Genomic DNA, 18421 nt, shown 5'->3' on the forward strand with positions numbered 1-18421 from the left:
AAAAACAAGGATCCTGTGCATGGGCCGCAAAAGCATCTCCCATATCCGAAAACCTGAAATCCTTCACCATACCTATAAAGTGGTGGAAGACGAAGGCTTCATGGGTATGACCATCGGTAAAGTCGCCACCCGCATGGGGGTCAACTCCGGACTGCTGATCCATTATTTCAAAAGCAAAGAAGGCCTGATCATGGAAATGGTGGATTATCTGTTCAAAATTTCCATGAAATCCTATCACGCGGAACTGGAAAACCACACGGCCCCCAAAGACCGGTTTCAGTGCCTGATGCGCATTTTGTTCACCACCAGCGGTAAAGGGCCCCAGCGGGATGCCGTGTTCTGGTCCTGTTATGCCATGGGGTTCAGAAATGCCGATATCCGGGACCGGATCCAGGCCATGCAGAAAAAATTCATTGCTTTCGGCATCAGAGAAATCACGGCCTGGGAAAAAGCCGGTCTGGTCAGGGTTCCGGACAAGGAAAAGGCTGCGGCCACGATTCTTGCGCTTTCCGAAGGGTTCGGCATCCTTCGCAATTCATTGAGCCACCTGGATTCTCTGGAAGAAATCGCCCGGACCATGCGGCAAAGTGCCCTGGATGCATTGGGTGCCGGTCCGGCGTCAGAACCTGAAGCCATCAGATCAGCAAAGACAGCGTCAGGGGAATAAAAGACAGCAGCGTGGAAACCATGATGGCACCGGACGCCAGATCCGTGTCCGAGTTCAACTGCCCGGACAGCACATAAATCGCTGTGGACGTGGGCAAAGAAAAAAAGATCATGCCCGCGGTAAACGCCGTGCCCGTCACCTGAAATCCCTTGAGCAGCAAAAACCCTGACAGCGGCAGCAGCAGCAGCTTGATCCCGGCGGCCAGCAGCGACACCCCGGCATGATCGGCCAGGCCTTTGAACCGCAAAGACCCGCCGATGGAAATCAAAGCCAGGGGCAGGGTCACAGCGGTCATCAGCGAAAACGTATTTTGGACAAACACGGGAAACACCAGGTCTGACCGGGAAAACAAAAATCCGGCCACACATCCGATAATCAAGGGATTGGATACCAGGGCCCGGACAAAATATGTCAGGTTTTCCCGGATGGAGGGGCTGCCGCCGGAATACCATACCAGCACGGACACGGACAGCACATTGATCACAGGAATGACCACCCCGACCAGAATCCCGAAATGACGGACCCCGTCTTCGCCCAGCACGGTCAACACCAGGGCCATGCCGATATAGGTGTTGAATCGAAAACAGGCCTGGCAGAACGATCCTGCCTGAAACGCGGAAATCTTAAAATACCGAATCGCCGCAAGGCTTGCGGCAAATGCCAGAAACACCCCGGAAAGCCCGGCCAGGCAAAGCCCGGCACTCACGCCCTGATCCGGGGTGCTGGTCCCGATTTTCCAGAACAGCATGACCGGAAAAAACACATAATATACCAGCCGGTCGGACATGGCCAGAAACCGCGGATCCGTCATGCCCGACGATTTTAAAATCCGACCGAGCAGCAGCAGGATAAATAAGGGAAACAGGGTGTTGAGTATTAACATAATGATCTGTATACATGGGCTGAACTGAATCGTCCATTCAAAAAGAAAAAATCTCATTTTCATTTCCAAGTTACAACACAAACAAAAAATAGAATTCATGCCTGTTATGCAACAATAATTGCTTAATAAATTTTTTTGCAATTATTGTTGACAAATTAAAAAGTTTCATTTACCGTCAATTTCATAGCATGGAAAAGAGGCTGATCGTCGCGAGTTGGCCAGTAATGTCTCCTGCTATAAAAATTCACTTTTTTGCAAAAAAGTATGGCGAGAAAAAGATTTCAACCCCTTGTAATTATTTAAAAAGGAGAATCAGGGATGCTTTTAAAGAAATGCGCAATGGCGATTCTTATCGCCCTGACAGTTACCACCGTCAGTTATTCTGCCGATCCGATTAAATTGATTTTTACGGATCAGCAGTTTGAAGGCCAATGGATGCGTAAAGTAGGCTTACGTTTTGTTGAACTCGCAGAGGAGAAAAGCAACGGTCGAATCAAGATGGATTTAAAATTGGGAGGCGTTTTAGGAGATTATATGGCTCTGGCTGAACAGACATCCATGGGATCCATCGATTTGGTTTGCAGCGCCCCTCCTTCAGATTTGGACCCGGACATAGATATTCTGTGGCTGGGATTCCTGGAACGTTCATTAGCGGATGCACAGATGCTTTGGGATAAAGACGGTGACCTTTTCAACATGGTGGACCAGATTTTCGCCAAAAGCAATTTAAAACTGTTGCACCTGAGTACAGACGGCTGGCTGGGTATTCTGGTCAGGAAAAATGCCAATATTTTTGATAAAATCAACACAATTCCCGGGGACGCCAAAGGCACCAAGGCACGAATCCCACCCTCCAGACTGATGCAGGCAAGAATATCTTCTTATGGTTTTAACGCCATCCCAATTCCATTCAGTGAATGTTACACAGGGTTGCAGCTGGGGACCTTTGATTTCAAGTGTGGAACGGTAGTTGATGAATTGAATGTGTTTGGTGATGTATCCGAAGGATTTATTCATACACACGAGGCCCTGGAAAAAGTTTGTATTTTAATGAATCTCGACAAATTCAACACCCTGCCCGAGGACCTCCAAAATGCCCTGACAGCTGCCGGAGAACAGTCACAAAAAGAATCATTCCGTGAAATAGAAGCCTTCACAAAATCCCAGGAGCAGGCAGCCATCGACAAATTTGGTGTAAAAATCAAAACCCTTTCTCCTGATAGCCTAGCAAACCTTTATCAAGTCGGCCAAAAGGCAGAATGGACAGCTGCTGAAAAAATTTTTGGGAAGGAAAAAATGGATATCGTCAGGACCGCAGTTGCAAAGCTTGAATAATTTTTATTTCTCACCTCCCATGGCTGATGTTGCCATGGGAGGTGCATAACCATCTAAGGGGAATATTTATGGAAGATTCAGTCCAGTTAAAAAATTTTTTCGCCGTAGGATTGGTTAAAGCCATCAATATCATCGTGGTGATCTTAAATTCCGCTGTTGCAGGAGCCATGTTCTGGATGGTTGTCAGTCGTCATTTTTTGCCAAGCTCCCCAATGCTTTGGATAGAAGAGATGATCATCTTGCTGGCTTTGTGGCTTTATTTCATAGGCGGTGCTTCCTGCTCTTTCAGTGACGGTCATGTCAAAGGGGGGTTTCTGGATATCTGGCTGAATGAAAAAAAACAACAACTGACACGTCGTTTAGCCGGATTCTGTGAGCTTGGTATTTTAACAGCCTATATATGGCTTGCAACTAAATATTTCATCCATTTGTTCAACAGCAACAAATCAGCTATTTATCTCAATTTAAATAAGTCTTACTGGGCGTTGTCTGTTGTTGTCGGGTTGACCCTCATGTCGTTTTTCGTTGTTTTTCACATTATTTCATCTTTTAAACACTCAAAAAACGATGAAGCGGAGGAACCATCCCATGACAACCATACTATTTAGTATTTCCTTGCTTGTAATGCTTGTTGCCCTGATTTCCATCGGGGTGCCGATTTATGCTTCATTTGGGGCGGTGGCTTTGTTCTATGGCTTTTCAGCTGGTGTTGATCTCAGCTACATTGTCGGGGGGAGCACCTGGAACCTTGGTAGCTTTGCAATGCTGGCCCTGCCACTTTTTATCTTGGCCGGTTATACAATGGAAAAAAGCGGGGTTACCACCAGCTTGATCAGATGGGTAAATTCGTTGGTGGGGGGTATGAAGGGGTCTCTCGGGGCAGTTAGTGTTATCAGCACAGCACTTTTTGGCGCAATATCTGGAAGCAATGCATCCGCTGTTGCAACCGTCGGGACGATACTGATTCCTCAGTTGAAAAAAGCAGGGTACGACATACGGTATGCGACCGCCCTGATCGCATGTGCCGCTCCGATTGCCACGCTGATCCCTCCAAGTATTGCCATGATTCTTTTTTCCATTACGGCAGGCCTACCCGTTACCGTATGTTTTTTATCCACCATCGGCCCCGGCATTTTGATCACCATTGGCTATACTCTGTTCAACTATATTGTTGTCCGTAAAGATCCCAATGTCACCGTTATGAAAAAAGAACATCTTGGCATAAAAATCAAAGAAATCGGTGCAGCCACGGCAAAAGGGATGCCCGGTCTATTTATGCCAGTTTTGGTTCTGGGTGGGATTTACTCCGGAAAATTCAGCCCCACGGAAGCTGCTGCCATGGCTGTTGTGTACGTCATTATCATCGGGGTGTTTGTTTACCGGAAGCTGACATGGAAAAATTTTTTTGCTGCATCGGTCGGCGCAGGAAGATCCACCGGAATCATCATGGTAATGATGTTCTTTATATTGGCTTTGGGCAGAGAACTGATTTTAGGCGGATTTCCAGAGCTTATGGCCAATTTTATCCTGGACATCGCCGGTGGCAACACGATCCTGATTCTCCTGATGTTGAATGTATGCCTGCTTGTGATCGGTATGTTTCTTGATGATTGCTCAGGAAGTATCCTCGCGGCAATTCTCCTTCTGCCGCTTGCAGTCAAAGCAGGAATTCATCCTATCCATTTTGCCGCTATCGCCGGAGTCAACTTAGGGATGGGCAATGTTACTCCGCCTTGCGCACCTCTATTGTTAATGGCGGGGGCGATATCCGGCACACCACTAAAGGAATATTTCTGGTGGGGAATCAAAATGCAGATGACGGTCCATCTGCCTGTTGTATTACTGGTAACATACATACCGGATCTGGCGCTGTTTCTGCCGAAAATAATTCTGGGCATACAATGATGCGCGATTGAATATATTCTAACTCTTAATCGCCATTTCAAGTTTGAAATGATCTAAAAACCATCAACATAATATTTACAAATAAGGGAAAAATATACTATGAGGATTAAGGAATTCACTGTTTCAGGAAGTTATTATGAAATTGGTTTTGCCGTTGGATCCCGTTTTAAAGATGTCATACATGAAACCTTTGATAATCATAAAGGATTGCATGAAGAATTTCTGGTTTACCACCGCACTGATGACGGTCAGACCCGATATGAAAATCTAATCGCCCTGCATGAAAAAGAATACCCTCATTTCATGGACGAGTTGAAAGGAATGGCTGAGGGATCTGGGCGAAACTTTGAAGAGCTGTTTTTAATGAACATGCGCGGAGAATATGCCGGCTATGTCAAAGATGGGGCACTAAAGGGGTGTACCACCTTTTCGGTGATCAACAAAAACAATGCCCTATTTGCACACAATGAAGATGGTTTGGAAGTCTTCAAAGGCAGTTTGTACCTGCTGAGAGCCAAACCCGATGGTATGCCGCAGTTCACTGCGCTTACCTATCCTGGTTTCCTATCCGGTAATTCCTTAGGCTTTAACGATGAAGGCATATGTTTTTCGATCAATAACGTTCACCCTGAATATATCGCTGAAGGCGTCGGCAGGCATTTTATAGCCCGGTCAATTTTTGAGGCCAAAACAATTGAAGAAGCCGTCGCCAAAGTAACCCGGGATGGTAGAGCTACCGGATTCAATTATACCCTTGCTTCGGTCAAACAACGAAGAATCGTCAATGTAGAGGTCTGCACAACATGTCACCACATCAAAGAAATCGACTCCGCATATTGCCATACAAACCATTTTGTGGAATTAACGGATGTCAAACAAAAAATCAACAAGACCAGTGCTGCGCGACTCAAAAGAGGTTATGATTATATCAATTCCAATCGGCTGCTTGGAAAAGATGAGGTATTATCTTTTATCTCTGATACACAAAATGCCGTATATCCGGTATATCGTGACTGCACACCGCCTGATGATCGTGTGACACTTATGACAGCTGTTTTTGATATAGATCTTGCCACATGCACGTTTTACAGCCAAGCACCCAAAAAAGGAATCAAGGGGCTTACCCTGTCAATTGGTTCATTTTGATGCCTAATTTTATGTTGATCAAATATTGAGGCGATTATGCAGATATCCCCCACGACCTTAGAAGACCTACAAATTCGATTCAATCGAATTGTCAGCGGCAATGATGACCTGAAACTCAGCAACAAGTCCGTGGAAATTTTCCGACAGATGCTGACAGATCCTGCTGCAACATCAGTAAAGACCATTTCTGAATTGGCAAATGAGTTTGGTATCCATAGATCTTTTTTAACCAGATTGGCACAAAAGCTTGGTTTTAAAGGTTTCCCAGAGTTTCAATCGGTATTTCGAAGAGAACTAAAAGGTAAAACCAATTTTTATACCAGACAAGTTGAGAAATATCTGCAACGAGATAGGGTGTCAAGCGAGTTTGAAAAATCCACACTTGAAGAGGTTTCCACAGCAGAATGGAGCAATATTCTATTCGCTATGGAAAATTTTGATGGAAAGGTTTTCGAAGCCGTTGTGTCTTCACTAAAGGATGCCCGAAGAATCTCCGTACTGGGACTCAGAGGAAGTTACCCGGTTGCATATTATCTTGGTTATTATCTGAAAATGATCAGGGACGATGTCTCAATCGCCGGCATGAGCGGTCATATTTTAGCTGAGGAACTCGGCAATCTTTGTCCCGGAGATCTATTGCTTGCCATCAGTGCCGCGCCTTATACTAAAAGCACTGTTGAGGCTTGCCATATCGTCCATGAGTTAGGGATAGACATCATCGCCATCACAGACAGCCAGATATCTCCCTTGATCAATTATGCCAAACATACGTTATTCGGTGCCTGTAAAGGAAACTATTTTTTCACTCCTTTAATTTCTTTCATCATGTATGTAGAGGCGCTTCTTACGGCATTGATCAAAAAATCGGGACACATATCTATAACCAATCTGAAGAAAAAAGAGATGATTTTTGCCAAGATGGATACTGAAATTGGCAAAAAATAATTATTTGCAATCCAAAAATTTCAAAGGTGAAAAAAGGATGAACGCTCAAAAAAAAAGACAGTCACTGGATTCTTTTACCGACGATTTGTTGACGAAACTGTTTACTCCACCAAAAAAGACTGCCAAACCGTCGCAATCTGAAAGAGATAATATCAAAGCTTTGGCTGCACAGGCCAAAGAAAAATCTTTAACCCGTCCTATTGTTGATTTTTTTTCCGCCTTGATAGATGCCCATGAGAAAGGATTTGATCCAGTGTCTTTCGGTTATTCCAAAGATGAACTGGTCGCGCTGTGCATCAAACATCAGGAAATTGATGAACATTTGGTAAGCGTTGGTGGCCGCCTTACCCAGGCCATTCCCATCACCGCAACGGCCAATGATAGAGTAACGGAATACCTTGAAAAAAAAGATACAGAAGCACCCAGTGGTATTGAAATGTGGGACCAGATCAAAAAAAATATCGCCCGAATCAAGGCTGTACTCAAAATGACCGATGAGGACTGGAATTCTTTTGCCGGCCAGATCAGAAATGCCGTGGACTCCGTAGAAACATTGGCCCGGTTAATTGATTTACCAGAACCTGTATTGAAAGAAATCGGGCGTGTCACTAAAAATTACCGGATGCGGCTTACTCCATATTATACCAGTTTAATTCTGCCAGGCAAAATTAATGATCCCATAATTCTCCAGTCAGTTCCAACAGGAGAAATGATTGAAAATTCAGGCATTGAAATACCGCCTGTCGCTGCAGATCACTCTCCCGCCAGACTCATTGACCAGTTTTATCCACGGGTTCTCACCATCAAAGCGACCAACATGTGCGCCATGTATTGCACCCATTGTCTGCGCATCGCCCATATAGGCAGAAAAGATAAAATTTACAGAAAAAAAGCCTATGGAGAAGCATTAGACTATATTCAGAAAAACACTAATGTCCGAGATATCCTTGTCACCGGCGGGGATGCCTTCGTTCTGCCTAACTCAACCTTGGAATGGCTCCTGAGTGAGCTTGATGCTATTGACCACGTTAAGATGAAACGTCTTGGTACCCGAATTCCTGTCACCGCCCCCATGCGTGTTGATAAAGAGCTGTTGGATATATTAGAAAAAAGCAACGAAAAGAAGCCCATTCGTGTGGTCACTCAAATTAATACCGCCCAAGAAATTACCCCTGTCTCTCAAAATACTTTCCGTGAACTATCTAAGCGTTGCTTTACTATTCTAAATCAGGCTGTACTCCTCAAAGGCATCAACGATACAAGGGTGAAAATGTGGAAACTTTGTGAAACTGTTCACGAATCTTATGTTCGTCCCTATTATTTGTTTAATTGCAGTTACAGAAATCCGCAATTCCAACATTTCAGAGTACCGGTCAACGTCGGACAAGATCTTGTGGAGTCTATGTATGGAAATATTTCCGGAGATGCCATCCCTCGGTATATTTCAACCGCAGGCGGAAAAATCCCCTTGCACCGCTCCAACATTATAGAACAGACAAATGGCGAGCTTATCCTCAGTAAACCCTGGAGTGGGGAAAAAGTGAGTTACCCTGATGCAGACCCTGAAATATATGCAAAACAGAGCTTTGCATTTAACGGACCAATTCACCAATGATTGAAAAATTCAGGAAATTTTTGATCGAAAGGGAAAAGGACCAGTTCCTTCTGCTCGAAAAACTGGTCCTTCAACCAAGTTATTCAAAAAACAAAAACGATGTTGACTCAATGGGAAAGATGATTTCACATGAATTGGCCGAATTAAAGATGTCCCAGGAAACTGTCGTCCAGTCCGAAACAGGAAACCATCTCATATTCAGGTCCTTAGCCTGCAAAAACCATGACAAATCGATTCTCCTGGTTGGTCATATGGATACTGTCTTTCCACCCGAAAGTGGGTTTGATTGGTACCGCGAAAAAGATGACAAGATATTTGGACCAGGTGTAATCGATATGAAAGGTGGACTTGTCGCCATAATTTTTGCGTTAAAATCACTTGATCATTACGGGCTTTTGACAAAAATCCCTGTGACGGTCATATGCAATTCTGATGAAGAGATCGGTTCACCAACGTCAAAAGATTTAATAGTTGAAGAAGCAAAAAAAGCTATTTTTGCCTTGGTTTTTGAGTGTGGTGGGATGAATTACGAAATTGTAACCGGAAGAAAAGGCAAATCAGGCTTGACTTTGGAAGTAACCGGTAAAGCGGGTCATGCCGCTTTTGCCGGTTCTGTGAAACAGAGTGCTATTCTCGAACTGGCGCACAAAATTATTGCCATTGAACAGCTCAATGATCCGATTTGTCAACTTGTCGTAAATGTAGGCACAATTGAAGGAGGCATAGGGCCGAATACTGTTCCCGAAAAAGCTTCGGTCCAGATTGATATCAGGTACCTCAGTCATTCAGATGGAGAAGCTTGTATCGCTTCCATTAAATCAATCGCTGATAACTGTTCGGTTATCGGAACAAAGGGAGTCTTGAAATGGAAATCGGGCAGAACACCAATGGCTCAGTCTCCAGGCAATTTGGCACTTTTTCGGCAAATAAAAAACATGGCTGAAAAGCTGAAAATCCCCATTAAAGCAGAATTAAGAAGTGGCGTTTCCGATGCCAACACAATTGCGACTACCAGTTTACCGGTTGTTGACGGTATGGGACCCATTGGTGATTGTGACCATAGTGATCAAGAATATATGATTCGAGATAGCTTGCACTTAAAAACACTACTATCAGCCGTTGTCATCGATAATGGATGGACAGAATATCGGCAAAATAAAAAATCAGATTAAAGACCATAGCTTCATCGTAGAAACATCCGGTTTTCAGTCTTGCTCAGGAACCGGGCCCCTGCATCCGTCACCTGGATGACGCTTTCTATGCCTGCGGCAAACCGGTCTTGAAAAATAAATTTGGGTTCCACGGCAAACACCATGCCGGGCATCAGTTCCTGTGGGTTGCCTTTGGACAGAATGGGCGCCTCCACCAGTTCCAGGCCCACGCCATGTCCGATAAACCGGGATTTAAGGTCCGGCAGCCCCAGAAACGCCTCGCCCAGGCCCAGTTTTTCCGCCCGATCCACGGCCGCGGTGAACACTTCGCCGGCTAAGATACCCGGTTGCATCATCTCCAGGACGTGGTGCAGGATATCAATGGCTGCCTGTCCGGCCTGTTCAGCCTGGGAAGGCAGCGTTCCGATCACCAGCATCCGGGTTTCGTCCATGTGGTATCCGTTGACCATGGTGCCGATATCCAGAAGTATGGGTTCGTTTCTCTGAATCAATTTATGGCCGGCCCCGTATGGATAGGCACTGCATGTGCCCGTGCCGCACACGGGACTGTCCAGAGCCCCGCCCTGACCGCCGGAAACCCCGCTCATGAGATGATGGGCAAATCCTTCGGCCCGGTAATGCCGCACCAGAAGCTTGCCGGAATGGCCATGGGCCCGGGCAAAGGCTTCCACCCGGCCGCAAAAAGCGATCTCTGATTCTCCAGGGGTCATGTTTTCACAGACAAATGAAAATGTCTGCCGGGACAGGTCGGCCACGGCCTGCATCTGTTCAATCTCCCAGCCGGATTTGATCATGCGGCAATCCATGATCAACGAGGCGGCATCCGTGAGAACGGCTGGATGAAACAATGTGTTAAAAAACTGAAAATCCCGCACGGGCACCACATCAAAGGCCAGGCCGATGGACCGGGGCAATCCCCCTTGACATGACTGGATCAGCTCGGGGATGCGGGTGATGGATTCCACAAGGAGTACGGAATCGATCCCGGTTTCCGCCAGAGCCCGGGGCAGATACCGTTTGACAAACAGCAGAGGATCCTGGTCCAGGGGCACATACAGATAGGCATCCTGGGCCGTGCCGGAAAAATAATAGATATCGGGTTTATGGGTCAGAAACACCGCTTCGGTGCCCGTATTTTCCATACGGGTTTTCAGGGCCTGAATCCGGCGGGATATTTCAGAAACCGGGACCCGTGTCAAAACCGATTCAGTTTTCATCCAGAATTTTTCGGATGCTCTGGAGAAGATCCCGGGGACTGACCGGTTTTTGAATATATTTTTTGATCCCCATGCCAACGGCCGTGTCTTCGGAAATATCTTCACTGAAACCGCACCACAGAATAATCGGCATATCCGGCCGGATTTCCAGAATTTTTTCAGACAGTTTATCGCCTGTCAGTTCCGGCATGGTCATGTCCGTGATCACCAGATCCACACGTTTGGGGTCTGCTTTAAACGCATTCAGGGCAGCGGTCCCGTTTTCAAACAATGCCACCTCATATCCGTGGCCCGTGAGAAATTCCTCATAAATCTGGCGAATCGCTTTTTCATCATCCACCAGCATAATGGTTTTGCTGCTGCGTTGAGATTGGGTCTTTGATACTACCCGTGCCGGTGCCCGTTCCGCTGAAGCCGGTTTTTTTTCAGCCCCGGCCACCGGAAAAAAGATCTCCACGGCGGTCCCTTTGTCCGGCTGGGTGTGAACGATCAGCACACCGTCATGATCCGCCACAATCATCTGAACGTCGTTTAGATCCATGCCGCCGGTCAATTGCCCCGTCGTTTGGGTATCCGTATCCGGATGAACCCGTGTATCAGGCATTTTTCCATTTCTGTTGTGCCCGGTATCGGTGACAGACAGTTTCAGATACTCTCCTGCAGGCACTTTTTTGTCCTGAATCTGCAGGGGCTGAATAATTGTTTCATCCGTCAGTGATACTGTCAGCACACCCCCGTTTTTTTTCATGGTCTGATAGGCATTCAGGCACAGGCCCATGAACATCTGATGAATTTTTGCCGGATCCGCCGGTATCATCTGTTTTGAATCCAGGCGGGTTTCCATTTCAATGAATGCCGGGAAAGACGACCGGAGCAGTTTCATGGATTCTTTGACAATCAGATATACCCGCAACTGTTTTTTCTGATCCCCGGCCTCACGGCTGAAGGACAATACCTGCTGCACCAGTTCAGCCGCACGCTGGGCCGCCGCTAACACCTGATCCATTTGGTCTGAGGCTTTCCGGGGGTTGTCCAGACTGATTTTAGCCAGCTGGGCATAACCAAATATCCCGGAAAGAATATTGTTGAAGTCGTGGGAGATGCCGGCCGCCAGCGTGCCCAGGGCTTCCAGTTTCTGTGACTGCTGCAGGCGAAGCGCCTGAGTCTTCTGCTCGGTCATATCCCTGGCAATGCCGTGAAAACCGACCGGGTTTCCATCCGATCCCGTTACAAGGGACACAGACGTATCCACATGCCGGACAGATCCGTCTTTTCGAATGAGCTGCCAGTCAAAGGCTTTGCATCCTTTTTTAGTCTCATACACCTGATTGAAGGTCTGAAACACTTTTTCGGCATTTTCTTTGTCCATGAAAATCCGGTTATTCATTCCCGTCATTTCCGATGGATCATATCCTAAATATCACACATGGCCTGGTTGAAACTGACAAGATTTCCTGCCAGATCAACCTCAAAATAACCGTCTTCAAGGGATTCGACAATGGCTTTGAATTTATTGTCCGCCACAGGTATTGGTTTCCTTTTTGAGTATCAACACACATTCTTTTTTAAGTTATTATTTTAAACTTATATCAAAGTTTTGCGCAATGCAACGTGTCTTGTCTGAAATTTCATTAAAATCCAGAACAAAAACCATGCCTTGAATTGACAATTCAGACCCAGACCTTATGATAAAGCAACTTTTAATTTATTTAAGGAGAAACAGATGCCTGATTTAACCGCTGTCATGGAAACCAGCAAAGGAACCATCCGCCTGAAACTGTTTGCCGATCAAACCCCTGTCACCTGCGGCAGTTTTGCCAACCTGGCCAAAAGACAATATTACAACGGACTCAAATTCCACCGGGTGATCAATGATTTCATGATCCAGGGTGGATGCCCTTACGGCACCGGCACGGGCGGTCCGGGTTATGAGTTTGAAAACGAATGTAAAAAAGAGATCAAACACGACAAGCCGGGGATTCTGTCCATGGCCAATGCCGGGCCCGGAACCAATGGATCCCAGTTTTTCATCACCCACGGCCCCACCCCCCATCTGGACGGCATGCACACGGTCTTTGGTGTGGTTGAAAGCGATGCCGACCAGAAGGTGGTGGACAGCATCGTCCAGGGGGATACCATTGAAAGTGTCGAAATTCAGGGGAATGTGGGGTCTTTATTCAAAAAGATCACGCCCCGTCTGGATGAATGGAACAAGACCTTGAACAAAAATTTTCCCAAACTGCCCAAAGCGTAAAACGACAAAAAGCCGGACAATTCATTTTGTCCGGCTTTTTGCTTTTCTGCTCCGTTTTTTAACGATCAGGGAGTTGCCATATCGAGATAAAAAGGGATCACATGCAGGGTATTGTTTTTTTCGTTGGTATGGCCCAAGCGCCAGTCTTTGACCGGTACCCCGACGTCTTTGATTTTTTGGACCATGCCCTTGATATCGATGAGCGGATGCCGGGCAAACACTTTGGGCAACCCATGTGTCAGGCTGCACACCAGGCACTTGCCGGGCCGCTGAATCAAATGAAATCCCAGCTCCACGGTTTCCGGCTTGACGGACAGGCATTCCAGACGGATATCATAGGCCCCTTCGGACACATCTCCATACAAGGCCTCAAAAAACCGGTCACTGGTATGGGGCGGCAACAGCGTATCACAGAAATCCCGGGTAAAAATACTTTTCAGCGCATTCTGATTCATCAGATTCACCAATCCTTGACTTCCTCAAATGGTTTATGAATTAAGCCCTTTTTTTACAATAACCTGATCAAAAAAATCAAGATCAAAAAATACCGGTTCCTCCCTATGCCATACAAAACGGGTTTACCGGATTTTTATCCGCTTTTTAATTTGCTGGCCCATTTTCTTTATGGTAAGGTAAAAAAAATTGGGGTATTGATCTGCCCCGAAAATTTGGTAGACTGAATTTTTCCGCTGAAAAAAATATTCAGCCAGGTGGAATCGATTTGAACAACCATGGGAACCCATACATTACATGGAAAAAATTGCACCTTCCAAAGGCTTTAAACTGAAACTGGCCGGCATGCCGGACACCAGTGTCATCCGACTTTCGCGACCGGCCACAGTGGGCGTTTCCGCTCTGGACATCCCCCACATCCGGCCCAAACTGCTGGTCAAAGAAAAACAAGCCGTCAAAACCGGCACCCCGCTGTTTCATGACAAACGGGATCCTGACATCCGGTATGTGTCTCCGGGCACCGGCCCCGTGAAACAGATCCGGTTCGGTCCCCGGCGCCGCCTGGTCGAGGTGGTGATCGCCCTGGACGGCATGGACGATTTTGTGGAATTCGACCCCGTGTCTCCGGCAGACCTGAATTCCCTTTCAGACCCGGATCTGACCGACCGGCTCAAACAGGGCGGCATGTGGCAGACATTGCGGCAGCTGCCGTCCCGGGATACGGCGGACAGCCGTTCAACCCCGCCTTTGATCATTGTCTGCCTCAACGGCAATGATCTGTTTTCTCCGCATCCGGGCCGGGTCCTTGAGGATAAAATCAAACCGTTTGAATTCGGGCTGGCCATTCTTCAACGGTTCAGCGACCGGGTCATTGTCGCGGCCCGCAAAAGTTCCATGGACCGGCTTGAACCGGTCCGACATAGAATCACCCATCAGGTGGCAGACATCTATCCGGCCTGGGACCCGGGCGCGATTTTATATCACATTAAAACAAAGGCGGAAGAAAACCAGGCCTGGTATATCCATGTGGAGGGCCTGATCCGGATGGCTCAGTTTCTGGAAACGGGCCGGTATCCCGTGGAAACCCTGGTGACCGTCACCAAAGGAAAAGACAAAAAACCGCATATGATCACCCGCTTAGGCGCACCTGTCCGGTTGCTGGCCGGCAATTTTTCTCCCGAAAGTGTGATCACCACAGGCCAGCTCAACGGAAGGAAAGTGGACCCGGATACCCACCTGGGTTTTTTTGAAACCACGTTGAACATTCTTCCGGACGCGCCCGATGATGAGATGTTCGGATTCCTGAGGCCCGGGCTGAACAAGCCCACAGTATCCAAAACCTTTCTTTCCTGCCTTGTGAACAAAGAAGTTCAGCTGGACGGTACCCTGCACGGCGAAGAGCGGGCCTGTATCAACTGCGGGTATTGTGAAACCATCTGCCCCGTGGATCTGATGCCCAGTTTCATCATGAAGGCCCTGCACGGGGACGACATTGAAGAGGCTTTGCAGCTGGGACTTCTGGATTGCTGTCGATGCGGGCTGTGTTCTTTTACCTGCCCGTCTAAAATCGAGCTGACCCAGATTCTGTCTTTGGGTATGGATACCCATCACAAGGATAAACAAGGATAACCATTCGATACCATGAATCCCATCAAAAAAATATTCGATCTGCTGGAACACGATTTCAGTGAATCCGGAAATTTCGCGAAACTGGCGCCCCTGTTTGATGCCACCAAAACCTTTTTCTTTCTGCCGTCCCCCAAAACCCGCATAGGGCCTTTTATCCGGGATCACCTGGATCTGAAACGATACATGAGTGTGGTGCTGCTGTCTTTGATGCCCGTGCTGTTTTTCGGCATGTACAACACGGGGTTTCAGTCCGGTCTGGCCAGAGGAGAATCCCTTGATTTCTGGAGCGCCTTTCTGTCCGGGGCCTGGGTGGTGATGCCCATTGTCATTGTGTCCTATGCCGTGGGATTTTTCTGGGAGATCCTGTTTGCCGCCATCCGGCGCCATCCCATATCGGAAGGGTTCCTGGTCACGGGGATGCTGTTTCCTTTGACCCTGCCCCCCACCATCCCCCTGTGGCAGGTGGCTTTGGGCATCTCCTTCGGCGTGGTCATCGGCAAGGAGATCTTCGGCGGCACGGGCCGGAACATTCTGAACCCGGCACTCACGGCCCGGGCGTTTGTGTTTTTCTCCTATCCCGTGACCATGTCCGGCAATGTATGGGTGGCCGGTGCCAATGCCGTGGACGGGATCACCGGTGCCACGGCCCTGGCCGTCACAGCCGACGGCGGCACCAGCCTGACCGCGGCCCTGGCCGACCAGGGATTTTCCCTGCCGCATCTGTTTTTCGGGCTGGTGCCCGGCAGTATCGGAGAAACCTCGGCCCTGTGCTGTCTGATCGGGGCCGCTATTCTGATGATCACCCGCATCGCCAACTATCGGATCATTCTGGGCGGCATGGCCGGGCTGATTGTGACCGCGCTGCTGGCCTGGCTTCTTCCGGGCACCTACGGCACCTGGGCCGATGCCGGTCCGATTTACCATCTGTGCGCCGGCGGGTTTTTGTTTGGCATCTCTTTCATGGCCACGGACCCCGTGTCTGCGCCGGGCACCAACCCGGGCCGGTGGATTTTCGGGTTTCTCATCGGATTTCTCACCGTGATCCTGCGGGTGGCCAACCCGGCCTTTGCCGAGGGCGTGATGCTGGCCATTCTGTTCATGAACGTGTTTGCCCCGCTGCTGGATCATCTGGTCATGAAACACCGCATTTCAAAGAGGATTCCCAATGTCTGACAAAAAGCAATCCAAAAGGTCATTCAAGAACAGCCGGGTATATGTGGTTTTCTTTGCACTGATAGTCGCTCTCGTTTTCAGTGTACTGATCACCTCCGCCGCCACAATGCTCAAGCCGTTGCACCAGCAAAACCGGATTCTGGATAAAAAAACCAACCTGCTGGAAGCCGCCAACCTGCTGCCGGACAATGAAAAACTGACTCCTGAAAAAATTCAGACCATCTATGATACCCATATCCGGGAGGTCCATGCCGACCCCCGGGGACAGATCCTGAGAAACGCCACGGGTGACAGTCTCCAATTGTACCTGATCCATACGGATCAGCAGGTACAGGGATATATTGTCCCCATCAGCACCCGGGGGCTGTGGGGGAAAATCCATGGCTACCTGGCATTTGAAGCCGACGGTGAAACCGTGGCCGGCTTTTCCGTGTACAGCCATTCCGAAACCCCGGGCCTGGGCGGTGAAATCGAAAGCCAGTGGTTTCAGGACAATTTCAAGGGCAAAAAAATTCTCAACGCCCATAATCAGCTGGTTTCCGTGAACATTGCCAAAGGCAAATCCGAGAACCTGCCGGAAAACCTCCAGGACCATTACGTGGACGGCATCTCCGGGGCCACCCTGACCGGACGATACCTCAGTGAAGGGCTGGAGGAGACATTGACGCAATATGAACCGGTTTCCATTATTTTCCGCCAGAAAAAAGGAAGCCAGACCCATTTAGAAACACTGCTGGATGAATAAGGATATTTTCATGCAAAACGATCTTTCTCACTACAAAGAGATTCTGGTCAAAGGCATCTGGAGGGAAAACCCCGTGGCTTACCAGGTGCTGGGCATCTGCTCGGCTTTGGCCGTCACGGTCAAAATGTCCACGGCCCTGGTCATGAGCATCGCTTTGACCCTGGTGGCGGGATTTTCCGGTTTGATCATCTCCAGCCTGCGCCACTTAATCCCCTCCAACATCCGGATCATCGTGGAATTGACGGTCATTGCCTCCCTGGTGATCGTCACGGACCAGATCCTCCAGGCGTATTTATATGATATTTCCAAACAGCTGTCCATTTTTGTGGGCCTGATCATCACCAACTGCATCATCTTAGGAAGAGCCGAGGCGTTCGCTTTGGCCAACAACCCGGCGGATTCTTTTGTGGACGGCATTGCCAACGGCTTAGGCTACAGCATGATCCTGATGGCCGTGGCATTTTTTAGGGAACTGCTGGGATCCGGACAGTTTTTCGGCATTTCCGTGATCCCTCAGTTTGTGTATGATATGGGGTTCCAGGACATGGGCATCATGGTACTGGCACCGGGGGCGTTTTTCATCATCGGCCTGCTGGTCTGGCTCAAAAACAGCCTGCCCGGCGGCATATCCCACGAAAAAAAATAAGGAGCTGCCATGGGCGATCTGCTGAGTCTGTTTGTCAATTCCGTGTTCATCGGCAATATCCTGCTGGCCTATTTTCTAGGCATCTGTTCGTTCATTGCCGTATCCAAAACCATTGAAACCGCCACAGGACTGGGACTGGCCGTGATTTTCGTTTTAACGGTCACCAGTCCCGTGAACTGGCTGATTTACCACGGCCTGCTGGCCCCCGGGGCTTTGGCCTGGGCCGGGTTTCCGGAAATGGATTTGAGTTTTTTAAAATTCATCACCTTTATTGCGGTGATCGCTGCCATTGTTCAGGCCGTTGAGATGGTCATTGACCGGTATTCTCCGCTGCTGTATGCCAGCCTGGGGGTGTTTTTGCCCCTGATTGCCGTCAACTGCGCCATTTTGGGGACTTCGCTGTTCATGGTGGAGCGCAACCACACCTTTGTCGAATCCGTGGTATTCGGTGCCGGGTCCGGCACGGGATGGATGCTGGCCATCGTATCCATGGCCGCCATCCGCAAAAAAGTGCGGTATGCCGATGTTCCGGCCGGGCTGGACGGGTTTGGTTTTATCATGATTATTGCCGGGCTCATGGCCATGACCTTTATGATGTTCTCAGGCATCACCCTCTAGCATAACTTAAGGAGCATG

At 48.3% G+C, this 18421-nt stretch carries 18 protein-coding genes and 1 pseudogene; 14 read left to right on the forward strand and 5 right to left on the reverse strand.

The features are described from left to right. The first annotated feature begins 19 nt into the window (after window positions 1-19). Complete coding sequence (locus tag DPO_RS22100; RefSeq protein WP_006968608.1) at window positions 20-667, forward strand: TetR/AcrR family transcriptional regulator; 648 nt, start codon at window positions 20-22, stop codon at window positions 665-667. On the opposite strand, the gene DPO_RS22105 is transcribed toward DPO_RS22100, so the two are convergent. Continuing rightward, window positions 636-1607 (reverse strand): AEC family transporter, encoded by a 972-nt coding sequence (locus tag DPO_RS22105; RefSeq protein WP_006968609.1) that lies wholly within the window; start codon window positions 1605-1607, stop codon window positions 636-638. The genes DPO_RS22100 and DPO_RS22105 overlap by 32 nt on opposite strands. Before the next feature lie 261 nt (window positions 1608-1868). On the opposite strand from DPO_RS22105, the gene dctP reads away from it, so the two are divergent. The 7 genes from dctP to DPO_RS22140 all read left to right on the forward strand — a co-directional run bounded on the left by dctP (window position 1869) and on the right by DPO_RS22140 (window position 9668). After that, on the forward strand, window positions 1869-2885 hold the full coding sequence (gene dctP, locus DPO_RS22110; RefSeq protein WP_006968610.1) for a TRAP transporter substrate-binding protein DctP: 1017 nt from the start codon (window positions 1869-1871) through the stop codon (window positions 2883-2885). Between the two features lie 68 nt (window positions 2886-2953). Then, entirely contained in the window at window positions 2954-3493 is a 540-nt protein-coding gene (locus DPO_RS22115) for a TRAP transporter small permease (protein WP_006968611.1), read from the forward strand. After that, window positions 3474-4790 (forward strand): TRAP transporter large permease, encoded by a 1317-nt coding sequence (locus DPO_RS22120; RefSeq protein WP_006968612.1) that lies wholly within the window; start codon window positions 3474-3476, stop codon window positions 4788-4790. Before DPO_RS22115 ends, DPO_RS22120 begins: the two co-directional genes overlap by 20 nt. 99 nt (window positions 4791-4889) lie before the next feature. Then, window positions 4890-5936, forward strand: coding sequence for a C45 family autoproteolytic acyltransferase/hydolase (locus DPO_RS22125; protein WP_006968613.1), 1047 nt, complete (start codon window positions 4890-4892; stop codon window positions 5934-5936). A gap of 36 nt (window positions 5937-5972) precedes the next feature. Beyond that, a complete protein-coding gene (locus tag DPO_RS22130) occupies window positions 5973-6881 on the forward strand; it encodes a MurR/RpiR family transcriptional regulator (RefSeq protein WP_006968614.1) in 909 nt (302 codons plus the stop codon). After that, the gene (locus DPO_RS22135; protein WP_201765663.1) at window positions 6868-8496 is read left to right on the forward strand and encodes a KamA family radical SAM protein; all 1629 of its coding nucleotides are present in this window, start codon (window positions 6868-6870) and stop codon (window positions 8494-8496) included. The genes DPO_RS22130 and DPO_RS22135 overlap by 14 nt, the downstream gene beginning before the upstream one ends. Next, on the forward strand, window positions 8493-9668 hold the full coding sequence (locus DPO_RS22140) for a M20 family metallopeptidase (RefSeq protein ID WP_006968616.1): 1176 nt from the start codon (window positions 8493-8495) through the stop codon (window positions 9666-9668). Before DPO_RS22135 ends, DPO_RS22140 begins: the two co-directional genes overlap by 4 nt. Before the next feature lie 11 nt (window positions 9669-9679). On the opposite strand, the gene DPO_RS22145 is transcribed toward DPO_RS22140, so the two are convergent. The 3 genes and pseudogenes from DPO_RS22145 to DPO_RS26300 all read right to left on the reverse strand — a co-directional run. After that, window positions 9680-10885: a M24 family metallopeptidase gene (locus tag DPO_RS22145; RefSeq protein ID WP_006968617.1), complete on the reverse strand. Its 1206-nt coding sequence runs from the start codon at window positions 10883-10885 to the stop codon at window positions 9680-9682. Further along, complete coding sequence (locus tag DPO_RS22150; RefSeq protein ID WP_236610028.1) at window positions 10875-12065, reverse strand: response regulator; 1191 nt, start codon at window positions 12063-12065, stop codon at window positions 10875-10877. The genes DPO_RS22145 and DPO_RS22150 overlap by 11 nt, the downstream gene beginning before the upstream one ends. 36 nt (window positions 12066-12101) lie before the next feature. Continuing rightward, window positions 12102-12409, reverse strand: a pseudogene (locus DPO_RS26300) (PAS domain S-box protein); the annotation flags it as partial. A gap of 199 nt (window positions 12410-12608) precedes the next feature. Between DPO_RS26300 and DPO_RS22155 the strand changes: the two are divergent. Further along, window positions 12609-13139 (forward strand): peptidylprolyl isomerase, encoded by a 531-nt coding sequence (locus DPO_RS22155; RefSeq protein ID WP_006968619.1) that lies wholly within the window; start codon window positions 12609-12611, stop codon window positions 13137-13139. 65 nt (window positions 13140-13204) lie between these two features. Here the strand turns inward: DPO_RS22155 and DPO_RS22160 are convergent, their stop codons facing one another. Beyond that, a complete protein-coding gene (locus DPO_RS22160) occupies window positions 13205-13594 on the reverse strand; it encodes a hypothetical protein (protein WP_006968620.1) in 390 nt (129 codons plus the stop codon). 295 nt (window positions 13595-13889) lie between these two features. Here DPO_RS22160 and DPO_RS22165 point away from each other — a divergent pair, with 295 nt between their 5' ends. Genes DPO_RS22165 through nqrE form a run of 5 tightly spaced genes read left to right on the forward strand, consistent with a single transcriptional unit; the run spans window position 13890 to window position 18403 of the window. Further along, window positions 13890-15221: a 4Fe-4S dicluster domain-containing protein gene (locus tag DPO_RS22165; RefSeq protein ID WP_006968621.1), complete on the forward strand. Its 1332-nt coding sequence runs from the start codon at window positions 13890-13892 to the stop codon at window positions 15219-15221. 12 nt (window positions 15222-15233) lie between these two features. After that, a complete protein-coding gene (locus tag DPO_RS22170) occupies window positions 15234-16394 on the forward strand; it encodes an NADH:ubiquinone reductase (Na(+)-transporting) subunit B (protein WP_006968622.1) in 1161 nt (386 codons plus the stop codon). Continuing rightward, entirely contained in the window at window positions 16387-17139 is a 753-nt protein-coding gene (locus DPO_RS22175) for an FMN-binding protein (RefSeq protein WP_006968623.1), read from the forward strand. The genes DPO_RS22170 and DPO_RS22175 overlap by 8 nt, the downstream gene beginning before the upstream one ends. A gap of 10 nt (window positions 17140-17149) precedes the next feature. Next, window positions 17150-17785, forward strand: a complete 636-nt coding sequence (locus tag DPO_RS22180; RefSeq protein ID WP_006968624.1) for an NADH:ubiquinone reductase (Na(+)-transporting) subunit D — start codon at window positions 17150-17152, stop codon at window positions 17783-17785. Between the two features lie 9 nt (window positions 17786-17794). Then, complete coding sequence (nqrE, locus tag DPO_RS22185; RefSeq protein ID WP_006968625.1) at window positions 17795-18403, forward strand: NADH:ubiquinone reductase (Na(+)-transporting) subunit E; 609 nt, start codon at window positions 17795-17797, stop codon at window positions 18401-18403. Window positions 18404-18421 lie beyond the last annotated feature (18 nt).

It is taken from the genome of Desulfotignum phosphitoxidans DSM 13687 (assembly GCF_000350545.1).
Taxonomy (GTDB): Bacteria; Desulfobacterota; Desulfobacteria; order Desulfobacterales; family Desulfobacteraceae; genus Desulfotignum; species Desulfotignum phosphitoxidans.

Coding starts and splice junctions, on each gene's coding strand:
- DPO_RS22160 (WP_006968620.1), bottom strand. CDS start 13,594: ATGAATCAGAATGCGCTGAAAAGTATTTTTACCCGGGATTTCTGTGAT.
- DPO_RS22170 (WP_006968622.1), top strand. CDS start 15,234: ATGAATCCCATCAAAAAAATATTCGATCTGCTGGAACACGATTTCAGT.
- DPO_RS22105 (WP_006968609.1), bottom strand. CDS start 1,607: ATGAGATTTTTTCTTTTTGAATGGACGATTCAGTTCAGCCCATGTATA.
- DPO_RS22130 (WP_006968614.1), top strand. CDS start 5,973: ATGCAGATATCCCCCACGACCTTAGAAGACCTACAAATTCGATTCAAT.
- DPO_RS22180 (WP_006968624.1), top strand. CDS start 17,150: ATGCAAAACGATCTTTCTCACTACAAAGAGATTCTGGTCAAAGGCATC.
- DPO_RS22120 (WP_006968612.1), top strand. CDS start 3,474: ATGACAACCATACTATTTAGTATTTCCTTGCTTGTAATGCTTGTTGCC.
- nqrE (WP_006968625.1), top strand. CDS start 17,795: ATGGGCGATCTGCTGAGTCTGTTTGTCAATTCCGTGTTCATCGGCAAT.
- DPO_RS22175 (WP_006968623.1), top strand. CDS start 16,387: ATGTCTGACAAAAAGCAATCCAAAAGGTCATTCAAGAACAGCCGGGTA.
- DPO_RS22115 (WP_006968611.1), top strand. CDS start 2,954: ATGGAAGATTCAGTCCAGTTAAAAAATTTTTTCGCCGTAGGATTGGTT.
- DPO_RS22165 (WP_006968621.1), top strand. CDS start 13,890: ATGGAAAAAATTGCACCTTCCAAAGGCTTTAAACTGAAACTGGCCGGC.
- DPO_RS22140 (WP_006968616.1), top strand. CDS start 8,493: ATGATTGAAAAATTCAGGAAATTTTTGATCGAAAGGGAAAAGGACCAG.
- DPO_RS22125 (WP_006968613.1), top strand. CDS start 4,890: ATGAGGATTAAGGAATTCACTGTTTCAGGAAGTTATTATGAAATTGGT.
- dctP (WP_006968610.1), top strand. CDS start 1,869: ATGCTTTTAAAGAAATGCGCAATGGCGATTCTTATCGCCCTGACAGTT.
- DPO_RS22155 (WP_006968619.1), top strand. CDS start 12,609: ATGCCTGATTTAACCGCTGTCATGGAAACCAGCAAAGGAACCATCCGC.
- DPO_RS22100 (WP_006968608.1), top strand. CDS start 20: ATGGGCCGCAAAAGCATCTCCCATATCCGAAAACCTGAAATCCTTCAC.
- DPO_RS22145 (WP_006968617.1), bottom strand. CDS start 10,885: ATGAAAACTGAATCGGTTTTGACACGGGTCCCGGTTTCTGAAATATCC.
- DPO_RS22150 (WP_236610028.1), bottom strand. CDS start 12,065: ATGACCGAGCAGAAGACTCAGGCGCTTCGCCTGCAGCAGTCACAGAAA.